Source organism: Leptospira ainazelensis (assembly GCF_016918785.1).
Taxonomy (GTDB): Bacteria; Spirochaetota; Leptospiria; order Leptospirales; family Leptospiraceae; genus Leptospira; species Leptospira ainazelensis.
This window is the reverse complement of the sequence record NZ_JAFFPT010000055.1, coordinates 116,420-133,587: the sequence shown is the minus strand read 5'-3', so window position 1 is coordinate 133,587 and position 17,168 is coordinate 116,420. Positions and strand designations below refer to the sequence as shown.

The 17,168-nt window shown below is 41.5% G+C and carries 10 protein-coding genes; 4 read left to right on the top strand and 6 right to left on the bottom strand.

Annotated features, from left to right (window positions below):
* Positions 1–1,162: 1,162 nt before the first annotated feature.
* Entirely contained in the window at positions 1,163–1,837 is a 675-nt protein-coding gene (gene lsa25.6 / locus JWG44_RS13370; RefSeq protein ID WP_205275454.1) for an Lsa25.6 family adhesin, read from the bottom strand.
* A 92-nt stretch (positions 1,838–1,929) separates the two neighbouring features.
* On the bottom strand, positions 1,930–2,697 hold the full coding sequence (locus JWG44_RS13365; RefSeq protein ID WP_205275453.1) for a hypothetical protein: 768 nt from the start codon (positions 2,695–2,697) through the stop codon (positions 1,930–1,932).
* Between the two features lie 901 nt (positions 2,698–3,598).
* Between JWG44_RS13365 and JWG44_RS13360 the strand changes: the two genes are divergently transcribed.
* The 3 genes from JWG44_RS13360 to JWG44_RS13350 all read left to right on the top strand — a co-directional run bounded on the left by JWG44_RS13360 (position 3,599) and on the right by JWG44_RS13350 (position 9,441).
* Positions 3,599–4,894: an adenylate/guanylate cyclase domain-containing protein gene (locus JWG44_RS13360; protein ID WP_205275452.1), complete on the top strand. Its 1,296-nt coding sequence runs from the start codon at positions 3,599–3,601 to the stop codon at positions 4,892–4,894.
* Positions 4,895–5,033: 139 nt separating this feature from the next.
* Positions 5,034–7,148, top strand: a complete 2,115-nt coding sequence (locus JWG44_RS13355; RefSeq protein WP_205275451.1) for an adenylate/guanylate cyclase domain-containing protein — start codon at positions 5,034–5,036, stop codon at positions 7,146–7,148.
* 154 nt (positions 7,149–7,302) lie between these two features.
* Positions 7,303–9,441, top strand: a complete 2,139-nt coding sequence (locus tag JWG44_RS13350; protein ID WP_205275450.1) for an adenylate/guanylate cyclase domain-containing protein — start codon at positions 7,303–7,305, stop codon at positions 9,439–9,441.
* A gap of 9 nt (positions 9,442–9,450) precedes the next feature.
* On the opposite strand, the gene JWG44_RS13345 is transcribed toward JWG44_RS13350, so the two are convergent.
* The 4 genes from JWG44_RS13345 to JWG44_RS13330 all read right to left on the bottom strand — a co-directional run bounded on the left by JWG44_RS13345 (position 9,451) and on the right by JWG44_RS13330 (position 16,057).
* On the bottom strand, positions 9,451–11,817 hold the full coding sequence (locus JWG44_RS13345; protein WP_205275449.1) for a phosphatase domain-containing protein: 2,367 nt from the start codon (positions 11,815–11,817) through the stop codon (positions 9,451–9,453).
* Between the two features lie 498 nt (positions 11,818–12,315).
* Positions 12,316–13,563: a crotonyl-CoA carboxylase/reductase gene (gene ccrA, locus JWG44_RS13340; protein WP_205275448.1), complete on the bottom strand. Its 1,248-nt coding sequence runs from the start codon at positions 13,561–13,563 to the stop codon at positions 12,316–12,318.
* A 482-nt stretch (positions 13,564–14,045) separates the two neighbouring features.
* A complete protein-coding gene (locus JWG44_RS13335) occupies positions 14,046–14,570 on the bottom strand; it encodes a hypothetical protein (protein WP_205275447.1) in 525 nt (174 codons plus the stop codon).
* Positions 14,571–14,593: 23 nt separating this feature from the next.
* Positions 14,594–16,057, bottom strand: a complete 1,464-nt coding sequence (locus JWG44_RS13330) for a M43 family zinc metalloprotease (protein ID WP_205275446.1) — start codon at positions 16,055–16,057, stop codon at positions 14,594–14,596.
* 155 nt (positions 16,058–16,212) lie between these two features.
* Between JWG44_RS13330 and JWG44_RS13325 the strand changes: the two genes are divergently transcribed.
* Positions 16,213–16,974 (top strand): YqjF family protein, encoded by a 762-nt coding sequence (locus tag JWG44_RS13325; RefSeq protein WP_232371634.1) that lies wholly within the window; start codon positions 16,213–16,215, stop codon positions 16,972–16,974.
* The last annotated feature ends 194 nt before the right edge of the window (positions 16,975–17,168 follow it).

Genomic DNA, 17,168 nt, shown 5'->3' with positions numbered 1-17,168 from the left:
TTTTTAGGATACGTGAGTCCTGCGGAATTTGAAGAACGAATTGCTTAAAAAGTGTCTCCAAAAACGTAACTAGGCTAGGTTGCCTTTTGAGCGGCTACTTTCTGGACTTTTAAGCAATCCGCAATCACCGTTCTTAGACGATATTTCAAACATTCGCACATCCTCAATCGATAAGGTATTCGGTTATTTTTGGTAAACGAATAACTCATTCGTGTGGCCATCAAGAAGACGACCACTGACTTTCTTAGGACTTCTCACTTCCGTTACCTCGGCTAATTCTTTTTTGAGGCAATCTACTCCGGCCTTTACTTCGTCTTCCATTTCCGAAGTGTAATTATCGATATATCTAATTCTTGGGAAAGTTGATCTGATGACTTACTGGTCGTTTTTTTCCGTTAGGTTGCGTCTCTTTGAAATTCTTCATCGTATCGGGATTTTGGGACATGCTATCTTGTCCTTTTATTCTTAAATAATCCGTGTTCACCAAATAGGAGAGGGCCAAAATGAACTTGGTGCCTAATTATGGTTTGATGTAAAATTACCTGTTTTTTGTCTCAGCATTGGCCGGAATCGTTCGGATCTCTATTAGCATTCCTCGATAGTCTCCTTAAATGTATTCTGATAAGAATCAGAATACATTCGCTTTTTGAAACACAAGGAAGCTTGAAAAATGCCTAAGAGAATTTGAAACTTGCTTCTGATCTTTTGGATCATCCTGAATTGCCACTCGATTTGAATCTTATTTAGAATGATATTCGTTCCTTTTTAATCGGAATGAAAAAAACGGCTCTTTCTAAGTAGTTATAGAAGTACATCTGCAAGCGCTGGCCCCTATTCTTTATTTTAGAACGCCGAAGAGGTCAAAAGAAGCCGATTTTTGGACTTACTTGCGAGTTCTTTTAAGCCTTGGGAAAGAAAACCGAAGAGGGTGAGAGAAACTCTGCGGATCGACGCGGGCGTCGCTAAATTACGATGAGCGGTTCGATGCAAAAAAGAGTTTATATAGGATGCGGAATCGCAAGTCGGGATTTGGATTTGAACAAGAGCGCGGGACTTGAAATTTATAATTTTATAAAATTATAATATATTATCGCTATCGAAGGTTTTTTTCATTCACTTTTTTACCGGAAATAAATGATTAAAAGCTAAGAATCGCCCTCTTTCAGAGGGTAGAGGGAATGATCGCCTTCAAACTTTCGTCCGCAATCAGTTCCGGATGGAGCGCCCAGGATTGTGTTGGAGAAAGAGGAGTAGCTGAAGAAGTGACGATTTGTTTCCTTGTTTTTAAAATTCCGCCGATGATTTTTGGTTCGGATGATTTTTTGTCCGGAATTCCGTCTTTGTTTGTGTCGATTTCCATCCTTTCCATCGGAAAGATCCAAATATCAGGCTTTTGGTCTTTGTCTGAATCGATTTCAATTCTCGCAACAATCCCCGAAGTAATTTTCGGTTTTGCAAAACGATTGTAGTATTGTGTCGTCTCGAAATAGCCGTCTTGGTCTCGGTCGTCTTTTTCGACGAGCTTTAAATTCCCGGGGCCATACCAAACTTTCACGTCCACCTTATGTGGATCGTTGGATGCGATTTCGTTGTAAAGAGGTTGGAATGATTTTGGATCTTTGGGGTCCATCTTTAACCACAACCAATCGTCCGGAACCTCTTTTTGGTTTTCAAAGGTTTCCATAAAAATGGATACGTTTGAGTCGCGTTTTGTATAAAGCACGTTATCGATTTTTCCGTCTTTGTTTTGATCATGGGAGATCGCTTCGAAAGGGGGGCTACAGTAGAAAAGAAGACAAGAGGCGCCCAATAGAAAGAAATATTTTTTTGAAAACATAAAATCCGATAAAAAGGTAGAATGATACTAAAACAAAGGTCACCCGTTTCGGGATGACCTTTGTCTCTTCTAATTAAAAGACAAACTTTTGATTAGAATTGAGTGTTTAGGGTCGCGCAAGTCGTGTTAGTCGGAGAAGCGCTTCCGTATGTGCAAGTATTGATCAACGGAAGGGTCGTAATCGTCGCTTTTGTAGTAGCAGCGGGATCTACACCTCTTACTCCAGCGTAATCCGTTCTCGATTTATTAGTTACGGCGGTAACACAAGCTGTGTCACCCGCTAAACCCGCGGCTTGACCGAGGAATGTGATAGGAAAAATGTTCCTATAAGCATCTAAACTAACTACTTTAAGCGCCAAAATTTCCGCTTGAGAAAATCCTAATGGAGAAAGAGCGGTATTGAGAGCAACGATTCCTTCCACTCTTAGGTCAGCAATTGGGAAGTATCTAGTTCTTTCCACGTTTGTATCAAAGGTTGTCTGTGCGGTTGCAGTGGAGTTTGCGGTTGCAACGGCTTCTTTCAAAGTGGTAAGTCTTGCGCTTGTGTTAGAGTTACATCCGAGGGAGGTAGCGATCGTTTGAGCCGTATCATAGTAGGCTTGGGTGATTAACGTGTTTGCCGCAAGAGTGCTTCCTGCAAGAGTCGCTTGGTTACAGCCACCCTTTGGAATTACGGTTAACGATGCCGTATACAAAGTCGAATTCGTTCTAGATACGACCGCACAGTTTCCACTAGTCTGGTCCAGCAGAAAAAGCAGGGCCGTCGTAGTTGTGTTGTCGTCGCTATCTTTTGGTTTACAAGCCGCGAATGCAACAGTAAGTGCCACAATCGCCGCCAGTTTCATGATGTTATTTTTCATGTAGAAGGTTTCTCCTATTTATTTCCACTAACGACAACGCGTATGAGTTTTTTTTGAATTCTTATTTTAAAGCGTGTTAAATTCATATTAGATATTTATAAAATACATAAATTTTATTTCATAAATAAGAATTAACGATTTGTTTTTGAAGTTCGTTTTATAGATTGCCTCTATGTTTAGGAATCGATCTTGTGCTGTAGTTGGGAATCAAGTCGATGATTATCATTTAGTTCTATACTTATCAATTTAGGTGCCGGTCCCGCTTCTTTATCCTTGAATTTTGCTCCAAATCCTACCAAGGTAATCAGTGATTCTTTTCAATTTTGGAGTTTGGGATCTTCGTGTTTTCCAAACGGTTTGTGTTGAAACCAACCGTCTATACTGTTATAAAAAAATCGAATTCCGAATTGTAAGTTTTTGGAAATATATTTTCCGGACAATTACCAAAGGAATATTCTATTAAATTGTATCCATTGTGTTTGTTTTTTGAAAATACTTCGGATTCATTTCTACATTCCTTCTTTAAAGTTAGCCGAAATCGTATTGTTATAATTTTGCGTAGAGTCACTTGTGGAATAGAAGTCTGAGGGCATTTTTGCGAATCTCCGGGAGCTTTTCGCAGTCTGAAACTCAGGGATCAGGATCATATACGATTTCAAAACGATAGTAAGGCCTTCCCGTTTCCTCGTTTTTTGCGGAATTGGATTTGTCAGTTGGGAAACCTCGATCCGAATTCAAAAAAATCTATACTTCACGCAGATCTTTTGTCGATGATCGATGACTTATCTTGAGTCGTAAAAGGAAACACCGCCAATCTGGTTCCGGAATTCATCGACGGGAATTTCTTTCCCAATTTAAATAGTCTTGGAATTTTAATTCATCTCTGAAAGAATCTCCTTCGATGATAAATGCCCGCGATAAAGAGTCTTATTCTTCTTATTTAGAATTCGAGATCAATTCTACCTTACAAAAGGTCAGTTTTTATTCTTTCATTTTAGGAACTGCTTCCGCAATCGCTCTGATCTGGATGCAGAGACAGGGAATTGTCTTTCAAATGCAGGTTCCGATTCTATGGACCTCTATCGGAGGAATCGTTTCCTTTTTCTTCTACCTTCTTGCAAAATTCAAAATGGCAAAAGGGTCCCGGATTTATATCGTGATTTTATTTTATTCCACACTTCCCGGAATTTTGTATGTTCTCGCCGAAACCTATCTTCCGTTAGGCGCCGCAACTTATATTACCGGCCCCGCCTCTTATCTTTATTTTTTTATGGTGATCCTTTCCGGATTTGCGCTGGATGAAAGGTTGTCGATTCTTTCAGGTTTCTATTGTGGACTTCAATATTTTGTTTTCTACCTTCTTTCAATGGATGGGATTTCGGAAATTCACACCAAAGACCTTCTTCAGTGGCATGATCTCACCGATCCTCCTATTTATTTTTTCAAATCGATGATGATGGTTTTTTCAGGAATCGTGGTAGGTGTTCTTGTAAGAAACACAAAACGTCTTCTTTCGGAAGTTCTCGAAAGAGAAAAAGAAAAATCAAACATATCCCGGTTGTTCGGACAATTCGTTTCGGAAGAAGTGAAAGAGAAATTGTTAAGCGAAGGGGTCACGGATCGTACCGAAAAGAAAAAGGTTCTTGTCCTGTTTTCGGATCTGAGGTCGTTTACTTCTTTGAGCGAGAAGTCCGATCCTGATCGATTGATTCTTCAACTCAACGAATACTTTGATCGAATGGCGGATTGTATTACTAGAAACGGCGGAACCATCGACAAATTTATCGGCGACGCGATCATGGCGGTTTTCGGAGGATTGGTGGAGGTCGATTCTCCCGCGGACGCGGCTTTAAAAACATCGCAAGAGATGCAGAGTGAATTGGAAGTTCTCAACAAAGAATGGAGCCTTTCCCAATTTCCGATCTTAGAATCCGGTATCGGCCTTCATTACGGAGAAGTCGTTCAAGGCGCCATCGGCTCTAAAAATCGTTTGGATTTCACCGTTATCGGAGATAGCGTGAATACAGCTTCGAGGATCGAAGGTCTTTGTTCTTCTCTTCGGGAAAAAATCCTCTTTTCCTCCGCCGTTTACGAACTTCTTTCCGATGAAAATCGAAAACAGTGTAGATCACTCGGAAAATTCAAAGTGAAAGGAAGAGAAACTGAAATTGATTTATATAGTTTGAATATTCATTGACCGTTCGGTTTCCAAAGACAGAATATCGTTTCACAATCGAACTCCGATTTTTTTAGAACTAATATGAAACCTAAACTCTTGAGGATCTCCTTTTTTTATCGGGAAACCTTCTTTCCGATTCTAATTTTTGGATAAGAATATGAAAGTTCCGAGGATCTATTCTTGGATTTTTGTTTTTTTCCTTTTTTCCTGTTCTTGGATGGAATCGATTCCGTTTCCAAAAGCTGAAAAAGGAATTCTCGATCTTACTGGATGGAACTTCGATGAACACGGACCGGCGCTTCTCGAAGGAGAATTTCGATTCTTATGGAATCAATTCTCGCGGGAATCCTGGACCGAAAATTCTCTCTTTACTACGGTTCCAAAGTCCTGGGTAAAATTTGAGAATGTTGATGGAAATAAATTTCCCTCCGATGGTTACGCCACTTATTTTCTAAAAATAAAACTCCCCGATTCTTTGGTCGGTCAAGAGTTAGCCCTTCAATCGGATATTTCCGAGACAGCGTACGAAATTTATATCAATTCGAAAAAACTGGGATCGATCGGAACGGTGGGAGATAGTTCCGAAAGGTCAAAACCCGAATGGAACAAAAAGATTTATTCGTTTTTGAATTCCGAAAAAGAGCTCAATCTAAAAATCCTAATCTCGAATTTTCACCATGCGAGGGGCGGTTTAACCGGAAAGTTTTTTATCGGAAAAAACGCTTCGATACAATCGATCCGCGAGAAAAAACTTACTATCGAAGTTTTCGTATTCGGAAGTTTGGCGATCATGGCGCTGTATCATCTAACGTTATTCTATCTTCGTAAGGAAGAAAAGTCGGTCTTATTTTTCGGACTTCTCTGTTTAGTCTATTGTTTTCGGACTACCAGCACGGGGGAAAATCTGATTCAGATTTTAATACCGGGTTTGGACTATTCGATCCATAGCAAGATCGTATATCTTTCTTTTTATCTGACGGTTCCTATTTTTGCGGCGTTTTTCCGTTCCTTATTTCCGGCCGAACTCAACGAATATCTTTATTATGGAATTCTTTCCTTTGGAGGCCTCGCTTCCGTTATAGTTCTGATTACTTCCCCTTCTTTTTTTACGGGGACGATCGACGTTTATTACGCTTTTACGTTTATCACTTTTTTTTACGGATTTTATATTCTCGCGCTTGCGATCGTAAGAAAACGAAGCGGAGCCGTTCTTCTATTAAACGGTCTGCTTATATTCTTTCTCGTAAGCGTTCACGATACTCTTTACAATAAACGAATCATCAACACTGGCTATTTTTCTCCGATCGGTTTGTTGGCGATGCTTTTTACTCAGGCTTATTTGTTGGCTCGCAGATATTCTCAGGCTTTCGGCGCCATCGTCGATTTAACGAATACGTTAAATAAAACTAATACCTCGTACGGTTTGTTCGTTCCGAGGGAATTTTTAAAAATTCTCAACGAGAATAATTTCATAGACGTTAAGTTAGGCGACGTAGCGGAAGAGGAAATGACGATCCTCTACAACGAGATCCGTCCTTTTCAGAACGTTTCCGATCAGATTTCAGCGAAGGAAAATTTCGAGTTCATCAATTCTTATCTGGGTAAGGTCGGTCCGTTGATCCGGGATAAAAACGGGTTTATCGATAAGTATTTTGGAGACGCCTTTCTTTCCTTGTTCTCTCAAAGAACCGAGGACGCCCTTGAAAGTGCGGTCGGGATACAAGGTATATTAAGAGAAATTAATATGTCCAGAGTTGGGAACGGAAAGGAAGCGGTTCGTGTGGGGACCGGTTTGCATCGGGGGCCGATCGTGTTGGGAACGATCGGGGAATCGGAACGAATGGAAAGCGCCGTGATTTCCGCTTCGGTCACGCTTGCCACGAGAGTGGGGCAGCTTTGTCGTCTTTTCGATTCTTCCATTTTGATAACGGATCACGTTCTTTTTAGCTTGGAAAATCCGGAAAAATATCAGATGAGAGTATTGGATCGAATCCAACTCAGAGGCCATAATTCCATCGTAACCATTTTAGAAGTTTTTAATGGACAATCCGATCCTCTTCTTAACCTTTTTATGGATACAAAGGAGGAATTTGAAAGAGGAATCTCACATTTTAGACAAAGGAATTTCGAAGAAGCCTGTGTTGTGTTCAATCGGGTATTAGAAAGAAATAAATTGGATCAACCTGCGCGCTGGTATCTCGAAAAATCGATTCATTACTGTAGATTTGGATCTCCCAATAACTGGGATGGGATCACGGTATTGGACGTATGATGAAGGACCGGTAATTCAAAAGATGGATTAATTTTATTAAAAACGGAATCAATCACCCGCTAAAAAACTTTATTCAAAGAAAGTAAAGAACGTGATTCTCAATATTCTTATTGACCAAGAGCAAGAGTGCGGAAGAGAATCAAGAAAACTTCCCATGATTTTATTGAGATTTTACCAAAAGAAGGTTTTGTTTTTCATCGGTCTGATTTTTGTTTTGAATCAATGTCTGGCCGAAGTAGAACGTCCTCAAATATCCGCTTCATCGGGAGTTTTGGATTTATCGAATTGGAATTTCGAAGAATACGGTCCCGCTGCGTTGCACGGGGATTGGATCTTTCGTTGGAACGAATTCACCGATAATCAGAATGTAGAATCCGAAAAAAATCGTTTGATGCCCGTTCCGAAGGCGTGGACTCGAATTCAAACTCCGGAAGGAAACAATTATCCGGGCACAGGAATTGCAACATACTTTTTGAAAGTGATTCTTCCTCCGAGTGGAGATGCTAAAAAATTCGCCCTCCTTGCGGAAACTTCCGAAACTGCTTACGAGATTTGGATCGACGGTAAAAAAATCGGATCGCATGGAATCCCCGGAAAAACACAGGCATCCTCCGTTCCCGAATGGAACGTAAGGGTGATCCCTTTTCAAATTCAGAAAAACGAATTTCAAATTAGAATTCCTCTTTCGAATTTTTATCACGCAAGAGGCGGCCTCACCGCAAGATTGGTTTTCGGTAACGAAGACCAAGTCATTCGATTGAGAGAAAGAAGAATGACCGTGGACGTTTTTCTTTTCGGTTTTCTCGCGGCTATGGCCTTATATCATTTTACGCTTTATTTTTTGAGGAAAAAAGACGCGGCACTTTTGTATTTCGGAATCATTTGTTTTGTCTTCTGTTTTCGAGAACTCAGTACGAGTCAGAATCTCATACAAGTTATTTTTCCGGGGATCAACTATCATCTCCACATGAGAATCGTGTATCTCAGTTTTTACTTGATTCCACCGTTCGCCACCGCCTTTTTGCGCGCCTTATTTCCTGACGAGGTAAAAAAGGAAATTCATTACGCGGTCGTCTTTATCGCTTCGATTTTTTCTTTGATCGTGATTTCGCAGGATCCGGTTCTTTTTACGGGAACGATCGAATACTATTACGTGTTTACATTTTTATGTTTTGCTTACGGATTTTACGTTTTGATTTCCGCTTTGATTCGAAAAAAACCGGGATCGATTTCCATTCTGATAGGATTGTTTCTTTTCTTTTTGGCGTATAGTCAGGATATTTTTTACAATAAAAGAATCATTCCCACTTTTATTCTGGCGCCGTTCGGTTTGATCGCATTTATTTTTTCAGAAGCCTATCTTCTCGCGAAAAGATATTCCATCGCGTTCGACGCGGTGGAAGAAATGTCCGAAAGTTTGAAGAAGGTGAATTCTTCTTACGGGCTTTTTGTTCCAAGGGAACTTCTCAAAATATTAAATAAACATGATATATTTGATATCAAACTCGGAGATACGGTCGAAGAAGAGATGACTCTTCTCTACAACGAAATCCGCGCCTTTTCCGATATTTCCGAGAAGATGAACGGAAAGGAGAATTTCGAATTCATCAATTCTTTTTTAGGAAAGGTGGGCCCGATCATTAGGGAACGAGACGGGTTTATCGATAAATATTTCGGCGAGGCTTTTTTGGCGCTATTTCCTCCCGAGCCGGAGAAGGCTCTGGACAGTGCGATCGAGATTCAAAGAATTTTAAGGGAATTCAATCGTGAACGAATCGCAAATGGAAAAGATCCGGTTCGTTCCGGAACCGGAATTCACACAGGACCGATTTTACTCGGGACGATCGGAGAGGCGGAAAGAATGGAGAGCACAGCCATTTCTTCTTCCGTAAGCGTGGTCACTAAAATTGGACAACTTAGTAAAACGTATGAGTCCTCTTTGTTGATCACGGATTCCACTCTATTTCGTTTAACAAATTCTTCCAAATACCATTATCGGGTTGTGGATCGGATTCAGATTCGAGATCAAAAGACGGTGCATACCGTTTTGGAAGTATTTAACGGTCTTTCCGAGAGTTTGATCGATTCTTATATGAATACTCGGGAAGAATTTGAACGGGGAATTCTTATGTTTAGGGAAAAACATTTCGAGGAAGCCTGCGTCGTTTTTAATCGAATTCTCGAAAAAAACCGCGCGGATCAAGCCGCTAGAGTTTATCTCGAAAAATCGGTTCACCACTGCAGGTTCGGGGTTCCCGAAAACTGGCAGGGTGTAACTCTACTCGGAGAATAATCAAATTTTCTAATTTAGATTTTTATCATTAAGAATTTTTGCTTCAAAGTTTGATAAAAACTCCTCTTGTATCTTGGATTCGATCGCTCTTTCACTTCTGGATTCTCGAACCAAAGAAATCGCTTCGCCCGCGCTCATCTTTTCTTTCCAAATCGAATAGGCTGCTGCAAACGTTCCCGAACGTCCCAAACCTCCCACGCAGTGAATGAGAAGTTTTCCTTTTTTTGAAAGGGATTGCTCCATCCATTCCAGAACGGGAATCGTTTGTTCGATCAAGGGGGCAGTTTGATCTAGGACCGGACAATGATAAACGTTTAGTCCGCTGTTTTTGTATTCGTTTTTGAGATCTTTTACGCCGTATTCCGCGAATTCATTTTCAGTAAGAAGGCAGAGAACGTGGGTGATCCCTTCTTTCAGAATGGTTTCAATGTCTTCGTTTAAATTTCTTTCTCTGTCCTTTCTACCCGGAAGAATCGTGAGTCCGATACGAGAGAGATTTCCGTTTAATGAATCTGACTTGAGATAATCGATTCTAAGAATTTTGGATCTTTGGATATACTCCCTGATTCCCGTAATACAAAGTGTTCCCGAGTAAAGAGCCCATTTTTTCTGCCAATCGTTAGACTCGTCGAAAGAAAGAGTGTGCATCGCATAACGTAAGGCGCCCGTATGAAGCTGATACGGATCTCGATCCAGTTTTATAAGAAAAGGGTAATACGATCTAAGATGAGCTATGACCGAGTAGGCTTTGTTGATTTTGGAATGTTTCCAGCTTTTTTTCGGTTTTGCGGGAAGCGGGACTCCTAGATCCGGAACTTTGAGGAGAAGGTCGCTGAGCTCTATCGCTTCCTTCCATTCTTCCAAATTCTGAATTTTCGTAAAGATATAGAGGATATCGTTCTCCAGCTTGATTAGGTCTTTGAGAATATGCCCTTTGTGAGTGTGAAAGAAATCGATTAACCAGACGTTATTCTGCGCGTCTAAGATGATATTGGCGCCGTTGAGATCACCGTGGACATAGGACGTGAAGTGTGAGACCGCCGTGTATTCTTTGAGATTGACGAGATCCTCTTCGTAAAATTTGCAAACGTTCGGGACGATCACTCCGGATTCGATTTCGATGGTTTCTCCGACTGCAGGTTTTCCGGAAATCAACTCGACCCTTTTTCGAACACCCGGCGAATACTTAGACTGAAAATCATAATATTCTAATAAGTTTAGTTTTTCTTGGGTCGAAGCTTCGTAGAGTTTCGCCAATTGTTTTAGGAATACGACGTCCAAAATCGTTTTTAGTTCTTGAACGTCTTCGGTCGTATCGAACGTTTTTTGAAATGTGCGGACATTTCCTTCCAACATCGCCGCATAACGATATTTAATCGCACCTCTGTCTTCCAATTCCGCGAAATCTACGATCGAGGGGGCGTTATTTCCTAAAACCTCTTCGATCCTTTCAAAGGAGATTCTTTCCCTAGCGATGAGGTCGCGAGGGCCGATCTTGATCACGAAAGGAACCTGGCTGTGTCCGATATGATCTACCGATTTTGATTTTAATACTACATTTCCTGAAAAACCGCCGTCCAGACATTTGAACTCTACTTCCTTACAATCTCTGAACAAATAGAAGAGAAGTTTTTCATCTGTTTCGTCGACTTTGTAGTTTTCCTCATAACGAAAATGATCGGATGAGATTCTGGAATGTGTGATTCTTTTTTCCAAATTTGGAACAGTTCCGCTTAAAAAAGAGGTAAAGGCTCCGATGGAAGGAAATATTTTTACGCCTAAGATTTCTTTCATTTGATCCAACGCGATAAAGTGCATTCCAATCGAAGAAGATGCGGTTAAAGCCGGGCAAATTCCGATTTCCCATTCCGGATATCTGGTTTTGATATCGTATGCAAGAAATTGAACTTTGGCTTCCGTCCAAACTCCTGAAATTCCGACCTTTAAAGAACTACCCTTTAGAGGTTTTAGAATTTCTTCCAGATTGGTTTCGACGAAGTCGTTTAATCCGGATGCGTTTACGATTTGATGTCTTTTTCTTTGTTCTTCTTGGATCCAAGGTTCGAATACGAATTCCGCGCCCTTTGTATTTTGAATACAGTGTGGACCGAATTGCCGGAGATGATCCTTTTGGGAAGAATCCGAAGCGTCGTGCCAGTCGCGGATGTGAACGATCCAGAGATCATCCGGATTCACTGCATACGCCCATTCGATCAGGGAATGAACCGGGCCATATTCAATCATCTCGCCTAATAGCCGTTTTGCTTCTTGATAACCGACATGCAAAGCATTCGGAAGGGGATCGTATTTCTCAAGAAGCGCGGTAAAATCGTTTTGAAGACATTGAGTCAAAAGAATTGCTTTTGGAATATACATTGGCGGCAGTATTAAAATATTTTAGCCGATTCTAAAGTCGAAATCAGTCCCTCTTAGTAGAAACCGAATTTAAAGTAGAATCGTTTGGAAGAAGACCATAGGGAATGAGGCGGTAAAAGCAATTGGTTTTTGTCTTTGTTACGACTGAAAACCGAATTTTAAAAATGATCTTAAGAATTTTTCCGTTGTTTTCTTTTCTAAAACAAAAATTGAATCGAATTCATCCATCCAATAAATTGCCGGTTTTGGTTTAAGGTTTTTCCGCGCGAGCGATCGAAGCGTGGTCAAGTTATTGCAAATCGGTTTGAGCTTTGTTTGGTTTTTTTCTTTGGCAATAACTTGACCGGAGCTAAGAGCGCGGTTCTGCGGAACTTAAAGACGCATTCTTTACTTCGGAAGATCGACCGCAGAACGCGCCCGAGACATTCTTCGCAAAAACAAAAACCCCCGAAAACATTTTCAGTTTTCGGGGGTTTTTACGACTGGTCGATTTGGAAATTATTTTTTTCCGAGACCCGGTTTGTCGGCTCCTACTAAGATAGACATATTTCCAGCAGGATGTTTGTTTTCCTTCATCAACTGGTGAGAAGCTGCCGTCTCGTTCCAAGCAAAGGTTTTGGAAAGACAAGGATCGACTTTTTTATCGATGACTAAGTCGTTGAGACCTTTTGAGTTTTCATCGTTTGCAAAGTGAGAACCTTGAAGGCGTTTTTGTCTCATCCAGAGATAACGTAAGTCAACGGTTGCGTTGAAGCCTGTGGTTCCAGCGCAGATTACAACCATCCCTCCGGTTTCACAAACAAACATGGAAGTAGGGATCGTGGTTTCTCCCGGATGTTCGAAAACGATCTTAGGATTTTTTCCTTTTCCCGCGATGTCCCAGATTGCTTTTCCGAATTCGCGAGCGGACTTGGTCCATTCTGCGAATTTTTCCATCTTGTTGATTTCGGAAGTCAAAGCTCCCCAGTGGTTGAACTTCTTACGGTTGATCACTCCCGCGGCGCCTAACTTCATACAGAAGTCGAATTTATCGTCTTCGGAAACGACCGCGATCGGAATTCCACCGGCGGCTTTTACGATCTGAATCGCCATCGCACCGAGTCCTCCGGCTCCTCCCCAGATCAAAACCACGTCGTCTTTTTGTACGTCGTTCGGTTTCCAGTGATGAAGCATTCTATAAGCGGTCGCGCCGACTAACATGTAAGCGGCGGCTTCTTCCCAAGAAAGGTGTTTCGGTTTTGGAAGACACTGATGGTCTTGCACTTTGCAGAATTGTGCAAAAGAACCCCAGTTCGTTTCGTATCCCCAGATCAACTGAGAAGGCGCGAACATAGGATCTTTTCCCGCTTTGACCCAAGGATCGTTTTTATCCCAGATTCCGCAGTGAAGAACGACTTCGTCTCCGACTTTTACATTCTTAACATCCGCACCGACTTTATAAACGATTCCGGATGCGTCGGATCCGCCGATATGAAACTTCTCGGGTTCGCCTTTTTTGTTTCTTGCGCCGATTACATCTACGGGAAATCCGAGAGCGGCCCAAACGTTGTTATAATTTACACCGGCTGCCATTACCGCGACGAGCACTTCGTCCGGAGCTATTTCTGGAACATCGATGAGTTCTTCCTGAATTGCTTGGATCGGATCGCCAAAACGCTCGGGACGAACGACCTGCGCATACATTTTTTTTGGAACCTGTCCCAAGGGTGGGAGGGTTCCGATTGGAACGGATTCAATTTGGCTCATGTGCACAGATTTCTGAACTTTGGTATTTCATCTACACCAATTTTTAGGGGAGTTCCCGCGTTTTTTGTGAGAATCAACCCTGTTTTGGAGGAGTTCCTACTTTTTCAGTCGAGGATTGTCTGCTGAGTTATTGGAAGACGCAGGAGTTCCTACTTTTTTTAGTCGAGGATTATCTGCTGAGTTTTTGAAAAACGCAGGAGTTCCTACTTTTTCAGTCGAGGATTGTCTTCCGAGTTATTGGAAAACGCAGGAGTTCCTACTTTTTCAGTCGAGGATTGTCTGCTGAATTTTTGGAAAACGCAGGAGTTCCTACTTTTTCAGTCGAGGATTGTCTGCTGAGTTTTTGGAAAACGCAGGAGTTCCTACTTTTTCAGTCGAGGAGTTCCTACAAGAAGGCCCCTCCGGAGAATTCCGAAAGGGCCTTTTTCCTAACTAAGGGACCAAACTTACTTTTTCAATTGCGTGTGATCGAACTCCCGTTTCTATTTTTTCAGAATGTTTCTGTCGATTTGTCGTTTGGAAGAATCGTTTTTTTCCAGAGTATGATTGGAATTGAATTCTTTGAGAGTCCGGCTTACAAAACTCCCCAGATTGGAATCGTTCCGATATTTTCCTAAAAACGTTTCCACCTTGGAAGTTTGCCCTTTTTGAGAAATTGCGTAACTTCGAATCGCGAATTTTCGAACGGATTCATGCTCGTTGTTTGCGGAAATTTTAGATTCTAAGAATTGGGAGTTCGTTTCGGAAGGATAGAATTGCAGCAAATTTAAGGCTCTCGTTCTGATATAAACCCTGGTTCCGGATTCTTGAATGATTGCGATCAGATATGGAGAAGGATCGGCTTCGTAGATCTCTAAATTCTTCTTAAGTTCGTTCAAATCCTCCAAATGCCTAGTTCCCGATAAAACGGAGCGGATTTCGGAGAGTTTTTGAGGATCTAAGTTTTCAGCTAACAGAGGTACGACGAATGTCGTCGAAAGGATCAATGTAAGAATTATCTTTTTCATATATTTTATTTTCCTAATTTAATTTAGTAAACGAGAGGGTTTAGTCTCAAAACCCATCCTTGTTCTCCGGTGAGTTGAGTTTGTTGAGTGACGCCGTCTCCCGCCCAAAACATAAGATTCAAAGAACCGGAATCAAAAAAGCCCGTCCCGCTACACTCGCTGATATCGACCCTTCCGTTACCGTTGGTGTTTCTCGCCGATGTGCAAAGTGGAGTTTCAATCAGAGGATCCATCGTGTAATTCGGAGTACCGGCTCCGCTCTGCCCCGCACTTTCCACCGTGTGAAAAAGTCCCAAGAAGTGCCCCGCTTCGTGTGCCATCGTATCTCCTAAGAAATTCTGATCCGCGACGCTCAGGATGGAACCGAGAGCGCCCGAAGAACGATGAGGTTCGATAAAAACCACCATACCGGATTGAGGAGTGCCTTTGAGACCGACCGTACCGGGGATTCCGCCTGAAATCCCTAGAACACCTCCCACTTCGGTTTCCTCCCTTGCGATATAAAGATTTAATGCGACATCGGATTGAACGGAAGAGGTGGAAGAGAATAACTTTCCTAAACTTCCGGTCGTGTTGTAGAAGTCGGTGGATAACGATGCAAGACTTAAGAACTCCGCAGAATCCAACTCGGTCACCGTATATTGAATGTCGATCTTAACCGAATCTTGAGAATAAATCGATTTCCAACGATTGAGCGCCGTTTGTAAACCCGCTTGTGTCGGATCCGGATAAGCGCGGGTGTTGCCGTCTTTAATAAAAATAAGATTCACGTTCAATTTTTTGCGGTTCGTCCAAATCTTACTTAAACCGTTTGTGCTCGAAGAACCGCTACTTGCTGAAAAGGATTTTTCGTCGGAATCCAGAGTTCTACAGTTTGTGATGATCGAAGCGCTTGCGTTGACCGTTGCGGGGTTGGTCGGAAAGTTAAAATCGACTGCGTTGATCTGACCCGCCGAAAGGCTATTGTTTATGAACTTGTTCACGTAATAAAATCCGTTGTATCCGTAAGGACTCATAGAGGTCACGGTGAAGACGTTCCAACCTTCTCTTCCCTGATAGTTGCTTCCGTTCGAATCGTAGAATGTAGGGAAAACCGGTCTATAGTCGGCATTCGGATTCGTAAACGGATGATCCTGTTTCGCATAAAAAACGGAAGAAGGTTTTGAGGGAGACAACGTGTAAGTTTTAGCGCTCGAATAAAAATACGGAAGACCGCTGAAAGTCCAGGCGGTCGCACTCGAGATCGTAAAGGAATTTTTTTCCATACAAGGAGCGGAGGAAGTCGTCGGTGTTGTCGTTTTGCCGCCTCCAGAGGCGGATCCGCTTGCAAGTAAAAATAAGATCGAAGTCATATCCGAACCGCCTCCGCCGCCCGGACAATTGATAAACGAAGTGATGAGGGCAAAGCTGATGAGTAATTTTCTAATATTCTTTTTCATATCGAACCTTTTTTTATTCTTATCAGAATCGAGGAGATAGTCGGACATAGATTTAACTTTTTTCTAAAAAATAAAAAATTATAATATGACATTTGAAGGAATCGAGTTTCTCCAAAGTGAAATTGCAATCGAAATGTGATACAATTCGAAGGAGAATGTAAAAATATATTTCCTTAAAAATTCGAAAATCGGAACATTCTACCATGACCTTTTCGTCTCTTTTCAATCTGCAAAAACAAATCTCGCATCGACCGTGGCCTTTACCCAAAACAAAACCGTTTATGGTCCAGTATTGGGAAGAATTGGCTTTTTTACACTGGGAGATTCCAAAAGAATTTTTAAAAGAGGTATTACCGAAGGAATTGGAAGCTGACACCTTTGAAGAAAAGGCTTATATAGGATTGGTTCCTTTTCGAATGAAAGGAGTCAGGCCGCTCTATTTACCGTCATTACCTTGGCTTTCCTATTTTCCGGAATTGAATGTTCGAACCTATGTGAAGAACTGTGAAAAACCGGGAGTCTATTTTTTTAGTTTGGACGCGGGCAATCCTCTCGTTGTGGAGATCGCAAGAAAGTTTTTTCATCTTCCTTATCTCAACGCAAAGATGTTGATTCGAAGAGAGAAAGATCAGAAAGAATTCTTATCATTGAGAAAAGATGATCGGGCGAGACCTGCGGAATTTTACGCAAAATACAAACCGATCTCCGAAATCTATCGTTCAAAACGTGGAACACTTGAGAACTGGCTAACGGAAAGATATTGTCTTTATTCTCAAGATTCAAAAGGAAGAATTTATAGGGGAGAAGTTCATCATATTCCCTGGCCGCTTCAGAAGGGGGAATGTATGATTTATAAAAACGAGATTTTTCAAAGCCACGGGATTCCCGTTGTAGAGGGAGCTCCTATTGTTCATTACTCCGAATCGATTCAGGTCTTACTCTATCCCCTGGTCCTTGTTTCTTAGAAGATGGACTTCTTATTGTCACAAATCGGTCAAACTATCTAAGAACCATTAAGACAAAAGGGTTAGTAAAAAAGAATCCGAACTGAATTTTGAGTCCTCAAAAGGAAATTTTGAACAAAAAGTTCGAAAGATTTCTCTTTCTTCGTCTATTGATGCATCTTTCTGCAAAACGAATTCGTTGATTCCAATTCCAA

Bases quoted from the DNA above. Each gene is read 5' to 3' on its own strand.
- lsa25.6 (WP_205275454.1), bottom strand. From the start codon at position 1,837: ATGTTTTCAAAAAAATATTTCTTTCTATTGGGCGCCTCTTGTCTTCTT.
- JWG44_RS13365 (WP_205275453.1), bottom strand. From the start codon at position 2,697: ATGAAAAATAACATCATGAAACTGGCGGCGATTGTGGCACTTACTGTT.
- JWG44_RS13360 (WP_205275452.1), top strand. From the start codon at position 3,599: ATGATAAATGCCCGCGATAAAGAGTCTTATTCTTCTTATTTAGAATTC.
- JWG44_RS13355 (WP_205275451.1), top strand. From the start codon at position 5,034: ATGAAAGTTCCGAGGATCTATTCTTGGATTTTTGTTTTTTTCCTTTTT.
- JWG44_RS13350 (WP_205275450.1), top strand. From the start codon at position 7,303: ATGATTTTATTGAGATTTTACCAAAAGAAGGTTTTGTTTTTCATCGGT.
- JWG44_RS13345 (WP_205275449.1), bottom strand. From the start codon at position 11,817: ATGTATATTCCAAAAGCAATTCTTTTGACTCAATGTCTTCAAAACGAT.
- ccrA (WP_205275448.1), bottom strand. From the start codon at position 13,563: ATGAGCCAAATTGAATCCGTTCCAATCGGAACCCTCCCACCCTTGGGA.
- JWG44_RS13335 (WP_205275447.1), bottom strand. From the start codon at position 14,570: ATGAAAAAGATAATTCTTACATTGATCCTTTCGACGACATTCGTCGTA.
- JWG44_RS13330 (WP_205275446.1), bottom strand. From the start codon at position 16,057: ATGTCCGACTATCTCCTCGATTCTGATAAGAATAAAAAAAGGTTCGAT.
- JWG44_RS13325 (WP_232371634.1), top strand. From the start codon at position 16,213: ATGACCTTTTCGTCTCTTTTCAATCTGCAAAAACAAATCTCGCATCGA.